This window comes from Virgibacillus byunsanensis (assembly GCF_042675965.1).
Classification (GTDB): domain Bacteria; phylum Bacillota; class Bacilli; order Bacillales; family Amphibacillaceae; genus Virgibacillus_R; species Virgibacillus_R byunsanensis.
The window spans coordinates 1-10039 of sequence record NZ_JBHTKJ010000025.1 but is presented as its reverse complement, the minus strand read 5'-3'; the positions used below and the strand labels follow the sequence as shown (position 1 = coordinate 10039).

Below are 10039 nucleotides of genomic sequence, written 5' to 3'. Positions count from 1 at the left end.
TATTCATAATTTTGGCATAAAATAATTTGTTTGACTTCTGTTGAAAAATTTTATGCAACGCTAGTGATATAATGGTGAAAAAGTAATGTTGGGAGAAGACAAAATGGAGACACTTGCTAGAATTTATCAAATCAATAGTAAAACGTCGGAAACAGATCATACTGTTGTTTCAAAACTCAAACCAGATGACTTATGCTTTTACCGGTTCCTTGGTGGTAATTCGAGTGAGACAGAAGAGCTCATTAACCAGTTGTATGCTTTGAAAGAGAAGAATATTTTGTTAATAGGTGTCTTTCGTTTTCCATTCCGGTTTGAAGGTAAAAAGAGATTCCAAACTGCAACCAACCAGTATTTTCGAATGAAAGAGCTTTGTGATGCAGTCATCTATTTTAATAGTGATAGACTGTTGGAAACAATCGACATTAGTACAACCATTCATGATGCCCACAACACCTTTAATACCATTGAGGATCTTACAATCGAAGGATTAAGGGAAATGATCGAAATGACAGGTGACATAAATATTGATTTTCATGACATAGAAACATTCATTAAGGCAGAAAAGGGCCCTTTATTTGTACATACTGTAGAAAGGGAATCCTTTGATGAGCCACTAAAAGATTTAATTTCGACACCATATTTACCAGAAGACTTTACAGACGGAAAACAATTAATCATTAACATAGGTTATACGCACGATGTTGATATGGAGGCGTTCCGACAAATCAACTTACGACTCCACGACTTATTTTCTAAAGCAGATATATTTAAGCTTGGCTCCTACTTCATGGATGAACCTGGACAACACTTTAAAATAAGCCTAGTTGTTAATGGTATTAACGACCCGGTAAAAGCCCCTGATAATTTTAAAAAACTATCTAAACACAACGGTCTTTTAAGAAAATGGCAGCACCTGACGGAAAAAGCCAAGAGTAGAGTCCAGATTAAAAACCTGCCCTAAGTTTATCGCAATAAAAATACCGAGTAGGCTTAGTCTCGCTTGACTACAACTATTACTCCTGGTAACCGGTTTTTATTTATAAAATACTTTGCCTACATTGTATTTCGCCTTTAGTTCATTAATAATATATGTTTCATAAATCTCTCTATGGGCAGGCTCATCGACAATACAAACGTCAATTTTGCTAACTTCATCTCTATGCAATTTAATTGGTGATACATTATCATTAAAATGCTTTTTAATCCTTGGTCTTAACTTCCTTGCTTTGCCAACAAACAACAGCTCCTGATCGTCGTTGTAAAACATAAAAATACCACCTTTATCTCTAGTGATCAGGTGAAAATCAGTAAAACCGTAAATATTACTCAGCTCAGGACTATTCTGTTTCATAATACTGACATCAGGTTCTGGAATGGTTATATTTATCATGTAAGCTCACTTCCTCTTTGTATTTGCTGTATATGCTATCACAAATCGATATGCATTGCTATTTTGATTTGTGGACTAGACCACCTATAGATTAATAAATTATACTTAAGTATAATTTATTTATTTATCGCTTGATGTTAATTTTGTAAAAAAGAAAGGGTGGTTAAATCGATGAGAAAGTTTATTCTCATTTTTTTATTATACTTTGCTTTCCTCTTAGTGGCATGTGGATCGAATGAAGAAGAAACAAATGGAGACTCAGAGGAAGAAAGTAATGTTGATGTTAGTGCCAATGATGAAATAGAAGAGGAAGATAATGTAAGTCAGAATGAGGATGACTCTACATTACCAGATGATATTCCATCAGATTTCCCTTTCCCAAACGGAGCTGACTTAGAAATCGTAACAAATGAGATGGCTGGACATATAAATTATGTTATTTCTTTCTCGTTATCGGAGGATCTTGATACTCATTACAAAAATTTTATGGAGTATTCAACTAGTAACGGATTTAGTATCATCACAGAAGACAAAGAAAACTACAACTTCAAATCAATGAAGGATTCTACCGAAGGCCTTAGTGTAGGTATATCAGATATGGGTTCTGTTAAAATTGCAACTGTAACATTTACTATTCCATTAGATTAAATTAGGTGGATAATACATGTTGAATTTGAAATTAAACCTTGTTTATCATTCACTTATGGAACGGTTCACATAAACTTCTTTACCTTTACTTCTTTAGACAATGAAAAATAAACCTTTTTCCCAATTACCTGTTAATAGCCTTCCAGTCAGTACAACAGGTCTAATAGGCATCGCTATAATACAAACAATAGTGCTATAATTGTTGTTAGTTATATACTATTTTCATCTTCTATAAGTGGCATACCTGCAAATTCCACCCACCTCAACGATTTCCCACCTGTCGGATTATAAACTAGGAATGATAGTTAAACCACCCCTAATAACATAAGCGCAAATGTCTTGAAAGATACGACAAGCATAAGCAGATCGCGTAGTTTGGATGTCCTTTCCACACTACGCGATCTGCTTATGTCTATAGGTGCTGGATCTGGACGTGGCAGATTCTGTAGATAAATATAACTTTCTTTACTAATAAAAAGGCGACTTACATTCAAAATTTTAAATTTGGGTGTAGGTCGTCTTTTTTTAATTACCATTAGCAAGAAGAACCAGATTTTTAGCCTCCTTTAATTTATAAACTTATGACAATAATCTAGTAAATAATCTAGTTTTTAACACATTTATCTCTATTCTATTTTTTTGCCCAAGCATACCCCTCTTACCTCCATATAGTAAATAATAAAGGGGGTGAGATCATGACCGAATTATTATTGTATTCTCTTATCTTTGGATTGTTCCTGGGAGGGTTGGTAGCCTTCAGATTGCTAACGCAACACCACATAAACCATGTGCTTAAAACTTTAGATGTTGATATGAACTCAGAGAAGGAAGTCGTGAAAGTTCGACCAGTACCAAAGCCTTCATTTGTTGTACAAGAATCTGCAGAACGCTTAAAAGACTAAAAGAACAAAAGCGCAAGCGCCCGTTTAGCGACGTATGGGCTGGACTTATCCGCATGAGATAAAGGAAACACGAAGAGCGGTAGCGAATCGATGTTGACTTATCGTAAGGAGGATCAGGAAGCCCACTAACAGCACGGGCGCTGGAGCTGGACGCGGCTTAAGCAGTAAATAAATTATCCACAGGCTCCTAATTTTATAATTTCCTAGACAATTAAAAAAAACTTTTCCAGAAGCATCCCACTATCAATATACTCTACTTTTTTAATCAACTACCATTCAGCCATTCCTTACTTCAGAAGGGAGGTGTTACAATGATCCAACTATTATATTTTGTTCTAACTTTAGGACTGTTCCTATTTGGAATGTATCTTGTAAGGACTGGACTTTTCAACCTATCAGCTGATAAATTAAAACACTGGCTCGCAACATTAACTGATGCTCCTTGGAAAGGTCTTATATTAGGTACCGTAGTAACCGCCATTTTACAAAGCAGTTCTGCTGTAACGATAATTGTAATTGGTTTAGTTGCTGGGCAAATGCTCAAATTCTCTCAAGCAATTGGAATTATTTTGGGGGCAAATATTGGAACTACTTTCACCACCGAAATAATTACCTTAGATATTGAATCTATGATTATACCTATTGCAATTATTGGAGCAGTTTTGATGCTTATAAAGAGAAGCAACATATTCCGCAATACTGGGATGGCATTAGTCGGATTATCTGCTGTATTCGGAGCTATGTGGGGATTTAAGACGTTGGCAGCACCATTGACGGAAATGGCGTATATCGACCAATTGTTTCTTACTTTAGATGACAGCCGGTTGCTTGCTGTTTTAGGCGGAGTAATTATTTGTGCAATTATTCAATCAAGCACAGCCACTACAGGGATTACGATGGGATTCATTGCCTCAGGAGCCTTAAATTTAGATACTGCTGTAGCAATTGTCCTTGGGGCCAATGTTGGCACATGTATTGATGCATGGCTTGCTTCAATTGGAGCTGGCAGAGAAGCAAAGCTTACTGCTTGGTCCCACATATGGATAAATGTCTTAGGAGTCATCGCATTCATTCCATTAATAGGAGTTATCGCTAATATAGGGACCATGTTAGCAGATCGGCCAGATGTTCAGATTGCACATATAAGTGTTATTTTTAATGTTACTTGTTCATTAATTATACTTCCATTCACAGGTAAATTAGCAAATTTAATCACAAAGATTCACGACCGTAAGAATGTGCAGGTTTGACCTCCCTTTTATCTTTTTTAAAAAACATCTCCTCGCTTAGGAGATGTTTTTTAAAACACACTGTGAAATGGCAAAACACTAATAAAGGAGGTATACAATGATTTTTGTACTTTCATTTTTATTATTTTTAGGAGGATTTATCTATGGAATGTATCTGTTAAGATATGGGCTATTTAACCTATCAACTAATTCATTACGAAAACGGCTGATAAACTTAACTAATACTTATTGGAAGGGCATACTAGTTGGTATTTTTATTACAGCACTTTTTCAAAATGGTTCTATCGTTATGGTTATCACGGTGGCATTTGTTGCAGCAAGACTACTCACCTTTCCCCAATCAATTGGCATTATTTTAGGAACAAATATTGGCACATCTATAAACATAGAAATGATTACCATAGATCTTCAAGCCTATTTCATTCTATTAGCCTTTATTGGGGCGATACTATGTTTTATAAAGAATAGGAATTCCATTAGTATTGGATACGTACTCATCGGTTTATCACTTGTGTTTGGGGCTTTGTGGGGATTTGAAATGATCGCACTCCCTATAAGCGAGCTGAATTATGTACATGATATGTTTCTTAATTTAGATCATAATAGGCTCTTAGCTATTTTAACTGGTACGGTCTTTATCGCAATTGTTCAATCCATTAGCGAACTTTCCGGCATTACAATGGACATTTTATTAGCAGGGGGAATCGATCTGTCTACTGGAGCTGGCCTTATTCTTGGGGGTAATATTGGTGCATGTATTACTGTGCTAATAGCTGCAATTGGTTCTGGTAAAAAAGCTCAACTTACTGCTTTTGCTTACACATGGCTGAATGTCTTAGGAGTCGCTCTATTTTATCCACTTATTGATCTACTTGTCTTTATAGGCTCTAACTTATCCGTTCATCCGGATATACAGCTTTCACATATTAATGTTATCTTTAATGTTGTTGTTTCCCTACTAGTCCTTCCTTTTTTAAATCAATTCGGAAGTCTTATTCGAAAAGTCCACTTTAAAAAATGGATTTAATAATTTGCTACTCCTATATATGTAACATTCTCTCTAAAATCATGCTAATCAAATTCTTTTAATGCCACCGCTCGTACGTTTTAAGTACACGGTGGTTACTTTAAGTTTTTCAAAATTTAAAATTTGATATCGACATTTTGAGTTACGGCTACCTTTATAGACCCTTGGTATCGAGTTATTCTTGTCATTAACTACTGTCTGCTGATGAACTTGTCCCTTACCTAGTACACCCAAAACAGGCTGTATGGAGTGTCTCCACAGCCTGAGAACCAGCTCACTTATTTTTTATGTGCTTCTTGATTGTCCTTGATTTCAACTTTAATCTTTCTTACGCGTCGACCGACAACTTCCTCGACACTTATCTTTAAGTTTTGATAACTAAATGTATCTCCTTCTGAGGGAATTGCTTCAAGATGTTCCATAACCCATCCTCCTAAAGCAAAATAGGAACTTTTCGGTAAGGTTACATGCATCATCTCAGCGAAATCACGTAAGTGGTATTGAGCATCAAAAATATAGATGCTTTTATTTATTTGAGATACTAAATTCAATTGCTCTTCATTTTCATCCAATATTTCACCAACAATCTCCTCTAAAATATCCTCCAGAGTTACAATACCTACAGTTCCTCCAAATTCATTTAAAACAATTGCTAAAGGCGTATTATTTTTTTGTAATTGTGGTAAAAGGGTTGAAATCTTCATAGATTCTGCTACAAATAATGGTTTTCTTAGCAACTCTTTGATATTTACATCTTTATATTTTAACAAGTGCGTTAGAAATTCCTTCTCCGTTAAAAATCCGATAATATTATCAATATTGTCTTCATAAACAGGAATTCGTGAAAAACGCTCTTCAAAAAAAACGTTTTTTATTTCTTCAATGGTCATACTACTATCAATAGCAATCATATCCATACGCGTGGTTAGAATTTCTCGTACGAGGGTCTCATCCAAGTCCATAGACCGATGGATTAACTCCTTTTTTATATTATCAATAACACCCTCTTCCTCACTTATGCCTAGGATTATTCTAATTTCATCTTCTGTTATAGAAGGTAAGTTGTTTTTCTTTGAAATGAACCTTGAGGTAAAAAGCACTTTAAATTTGAGGAAAAAGAAGTTTATAGGGGTTAGCAACTTAATTAATATAAATAACACATTGGATATAGCCAATGAATAAGATTCTGCATGTTCCTTTGCTAATGATTTAGGAAGAATTTCTCCAAATATTAATATCAGTATAGTCATGACTACTGTACTTACTACTACTCCAAAATTGCCACCAATTATTTCAGTGGATAATTTTGCAGAAATACTTGCAGCAGCAATGTTCACAATGTTATTTCCTACTAAGATAGTCGAAAGGGTTTTGTCAAAGTTGTCTCTTTCTACAAGATGAAGAGCTTTTTTACTTCCCCGTCTTCCTTCGTTAACAAATTTTTTTAACCTTACTTGATTTACACTTGAGTAAGCTGTTTCAGATGACGAGAAGAATGCAGACAGAATAATTAGTGTAACTAACAGAATTATTAAATTAATGGATACCACTTCATAACTCACCTCCATTAAAAACTTTATTTTCTATTTAAAACCCAATAGTTGTCAGATAAGCAATTGTTAACTTGTACATTATCATCTTATAGCCATCCAAATTATCCCCCTTGAACAGAAATTGTTCATTTACCATCGTAGGTACCAGCATTTCTTAATGAATTTCATATGGTAGAGGGTCTTCATTAGTTCTAACTCTAATGGGCCATTATTTTTTAATTACTTCCCTAATGAGATTAGCAAAGAACTGCTTAAGTGTTAAGGTAGTTTTAGAGTTCAAGAGGAAAGGATAATCGTACAGTCAAATATATAGTAGATAATAATAGGGTAATCTAACAAATTAATCCCTCATTTAGTCTTCTACAACGTTATAAGAACTTCTCAAAAATAAACTACCTTCCTCCTTTTATATTCAGGAAAAAGATAGTAAAGGTGCTTTTCCTGTCCCACATTACTAGTCGATAAACTCAATCATGTCAATTTTTTTACAGAGTGCTACAAATGTACTCCCCGAACTGTTGGTGAAATAGGCAAGGCCTCTTCGACTATCATATTTTACAAATTTCTCAACTCCTGATACATCTTCTCCATTCATCATTAATTCTTTCACAGCTGTATTAGGTGGGGTCTCTAATAAAAGTATACATATAGGATTAGGCATTTTAAAATCCCCCTTTACTTTTAGTTACTATACTATATTAAACTTCAGTAGCTTTTGCATGTGCATTTATTAGAGTTTGTAGTAAAATATGCGCTTGTTTAATGAAGAATTTAAAGTGGAGTATAATAGGAGAACTAGTAAATATTAGAAAACTTGGCTTATCGCCAAGCCTTAATGGTGGAAGCCTTAGTTACACTTATGTAGATAAGAAAATTTTATACTCCTCTTATCTGCTAAAAAAGACCTATCTTTTAAAGAATAATAGAATGGTTAAAATAAAATTGTAGGTAGGTTCCATTTAATCTATTTATTTTAGACAAGTCATGAGAATGTGAGCGTAGCTAGCTCCCTTTTGCATTACATAGCCAATATCGATGATATTCCTTATGAGGGTTTTGCCAATTAACTACTGGCAGAAGAATTACTTGGGGGAATTCTTGGCCTGGATTTATATCGGGTATTTATGGTTTCGGCTTTCCTCAAGAAAAAAACTAAACGGATACCAAATGCTGATAAGTCCAAAACGATACCAGCAATAACTCCTTTCTTAATGTTTAATCCCTTTAAACTGAATCAACTGTTATGTATTCGTTAAGGAATCAGTGAAATTCCCTTATTTAATATTGATTAACGTTACTAAATTTGGTAATATCAAATTGATAATATTCTAAATTTTAAATCAATTAGAGTCTGCCGTAATATCGTTGGTATTATTGCCAAATGCGAATACAGCTCGTTTTAACTTAGAATCATTGTTACTGTTCTTAGATGCCTCGAGATATCCCTAATTAAGAACTTCGTGTATCAGTACTATCCCTGATTCCAAAGTAATCCTAAAGCTACCTATCAACTAAGTTCGAGTTTCAGGGCGTTCACCCACCTAATTGGAAATGCCGCACGTGGAGGTAGATACGAGGAGGTGAATTAGTGAAAAAGTTTTAGATGAAAGTTATTGCTGTCTCGCTGTTGTTTTCATGATTTACGTTTTTAAATGAGGGAAATACTTCTATAAATGAACATGTGGCTTCCTCACCCAGTTAACGAAATTCCCTCATCTGGCCAACTTCCTTTTTCATTCTCCTCTTAGTATTTGAGGCTCTTGACTATCGCCTCAGCCGAGTATTTTTCTATCGGATAGCTTCTCACTATTTGGTTTATTCACGGTAATCTTTATATTCATAACGAATCAAAAGGCGCAAGACCTATTAAATATATTTTTCATGTCACGTTTTTGATCGTATGATTCTTGCCTATTAGTTTTATGATGATGCTTTAGGGTACTGAAATTTTCTGAAAATTTACTGACCAATGAGTAAATTCATAAAAAATAAGGGAGATAATTTAGTGTTTAATTTAAATGAATTAGAATTGCTGGAGGCTTGGCATGACAATGATTATACAAAAAGGTGGAAAGCATGTCTTCCGTTAATGAAGGAATTCCCTTTTTGGGTAGGCGTTGAAGCAAAGACATTATCTGTAGTTTATTTTGAAATTGAACCAGGTAATGCTTTAGGGGAGCATACAGATAGTGCGGAAGAGATTGTTTTGGTACTAAGTGGCTCAGCAGAAGCAATAATTTGTGAAGAAGTAACAGACTTAAACGAAGGAAAAATGGTTATTATACCTGAAATGGCTTCTCATTCCATCAAAAACACAGGTAATGAGACTGTCAAATGTATTGGATTCTATTCAAAACCTGTTGTAACCAGTACATTTAAAGAAGTGATGCAACCACTAGGAGTAAAATCAGTTGGTCCTCAAATCAAGGAATAAATACACAAAATCTAATGGTACACCTTTATATGCAATCTAGAAAAATATATTTATGATACCATAGGATTTTTTATCGCATTTTACTCTCCTAAAAAAGGATCTGCCCCTGGTGTGTTACTATATTAAACACCTAGGGCCAGACACACTTGCTGATTCAGGAAAAAAGATGGGAGATTTGTTAATCCCTTATCATATCATTCGGTTGTTTCGGTTGTCTCATTTACTTCGCCCATAAATTCAATCATGTCAATTTTGTCACAGATCGCCACAAACGTACTATTAGATTTATTAGTGAAATAAGCGAGTCCTGTATCTCTATCGTATCTTACAAATTCCTCAACTCCAGATACATCTTCTCCATTCATCATTAGTTCTACTACAGCTGTACCAGCAGGCGTACTTTCTAATGACTTACAGAGTGAACTATATTTAGACTTAGATTTAGATTTAGACAATTTAAAGTCCCCCCTTTATCCGTACTATATTCCATTCAAGCAACCTTTGAATGAGTGTTCAGTGGAGTATATAATAAAATGTGCATTCGTTTAATAGTTGATTTTATGGGAATATAGCAGAATCGAAAGATAAATATGGTCTATTTAACGTACTTCCAAAAGAAGTCTCCCTCTTCAAGTGTGTGAAGGGCGTAGCCCAACGGTAAGGGGGAGATGAATTTCGGTTGGGCGACAGCCCAAAGGCTTTTTCTTTTGCTTTTTTTGTCCAGCATGGTATAATCAGTATTATAAAGTATAAGGATTGATATAACAGTGAAATTAGACAGTAATAATCATTCAGTATTCTTGATGTATTATCATCTTGTGTTAGTCGTGAAATA

At 34.6% G+C, this 10039-nt stretch carries 10 protein-coding genes and 1 pseudogene; 7 read left to right on the top strand and 4 right to left on the bottom strand.

The window, feature by feature from the left end:
• Positions 1-103 precede the first annotated feature (103 nt).
• Positions 104-961: a cell division protein FtsZ gene (locus ACFQ3N_RS10325; protein WP_390362091.1), complete on the top strand. Its 858-nt coding sequence runs from the start codon at positions 104-106 to the stop codon at positions 959-961.
• Between the two features lie 72 nt (positions 962-1033).
• On the opposite strand, the gene ACFQ3N_RS10320 is transcribed toward ACFQ3N_RS10325, so the two are convergent.
• Complete coding sequence (locus ACFQ3N_RS10320; RefSeq protein WP_390362089.1) at positions 1034-1390, bottom strand: nucleotide excision repair endonuclease; 357 nt, start codon at positions 1388-1390, stop codon at positions 1034-1036.
• A 171-nt stretch (positions 1391-1561) separates the two neighbouring features.
• On the opposite strand from ACFQ3N_RS10320, the gene ACFQ3N_RS10315 reads away from it, so the two are divergent.
• The 4 genes from ACFQ3N_RS10315 (at position 1562) to ACFQ3N_RS10300 (ending at position 5217) form a co-directional block, all read left to right on the top strand.
• A complete protein-coding gene (locus ACFQ3N_RS10315; protein WP_390362087.1) occupies positions 1562-2038 on the top strand; it encodes a hypothetical protein in 477 nt (158 codons plus the stop codon).
• Positions 2039-2733: 695 nt separating this feature from the next.
• Positions 2734-2940, top strand: a complete 207-nt coding sequence (locus ACFQ3N_RS10310; protein ID WP_390362086.1) for a hypothetical protein — start codon at positions 2734-2736, stop codon at positions 2938-2940.
• A gap of 311 nt (positions 2941-3251) precedes the next feature.
• Positions 3252-4190, top strand: coding sequence for a Na/Pi symporter (locus ACFQ3N_RS10305; RefSeq protein WP_390362084.1), 939 nt, complete (start codon positions 3252-3254; stop codon positions 4188-4190).
• A gap of 97 nt (positions 4191-4287) precedes the next feature.
• Positions 4288-5217: a Na/Pi symporter gene (locus tag ACFQ3N_RS10300; RefSeq protein ID WP_390362082.1), complete on the top strand. Its 930-nt coding sequence runs from the start codon at positions 4288-4290 to the stop codon at positions 5215-5217.
• Positions 5218-5495: 278 nt separating this feature from the next.
• Here the strand turns inward: ACFQ3N_RS10300 and ACFQ3N_RS10295 are convergent, their stop codons facing one another.
• Complete coding sequence (locus ACFQ3N_RS10295) at positions 5496-6785, bottom strand: hemolysin family protein (protein ID WP_390362080.1); 1290 nt, start codon at positions 6783-6785, stop codon at positions 5496-5498.
• A gap of 439 nt (positions 6786-7224) precedes the next feature.
• Positions 7225-7431, bottom strand: a complete 207-nt coding sequence (locus tag ACFQ3N_RS10290) for a hypothetical protein (RefSeq protein WP_390362078.1) — start codon at positions 7429-7431, stop codon at positions 7225-7227.
• Positions 7432-8739: 1308 nt separating this feature from the next.
• On the opposite strand from ACFQ3N_RS10290, the gene ACFQ3N_RS10285 reads away from it, so the two are divergent.
• Entirely contained in the window at positions 8740-9204 is a 465-nt protein-coding gene (locus ACFQ3N_RS10285) for a cupin domain-containing protein (protein ID WP_390362076.1), read from the top strand.
• Between the two features lie 194 nt (positions 9205-9398).
• On the opposite strand, the gene ACFQ3N_RS10280 is transcribed toward ACFQ3N_RS10285, so the two are convergent.
• Entirely contained in the window at positions 9399-9659 is a 261-nt protein-coding gene (locus tag ACFQ3N_RS10280; protein WP_390362074.1) for a hypothetical protein, read from the bottom strand.
• Between the two features lie 312 nt (positions 9660-9971).
• Between ACFQ3N_RS10280 and ACFQ3N_RS10275 the strand changes: the two are divergent.
• Positions 9972-10039 (top strand): annotated as a pseudogene (locus ACFQ3N_RS10275) (IS200/IS605 family transposase); the annotation flags it as partial.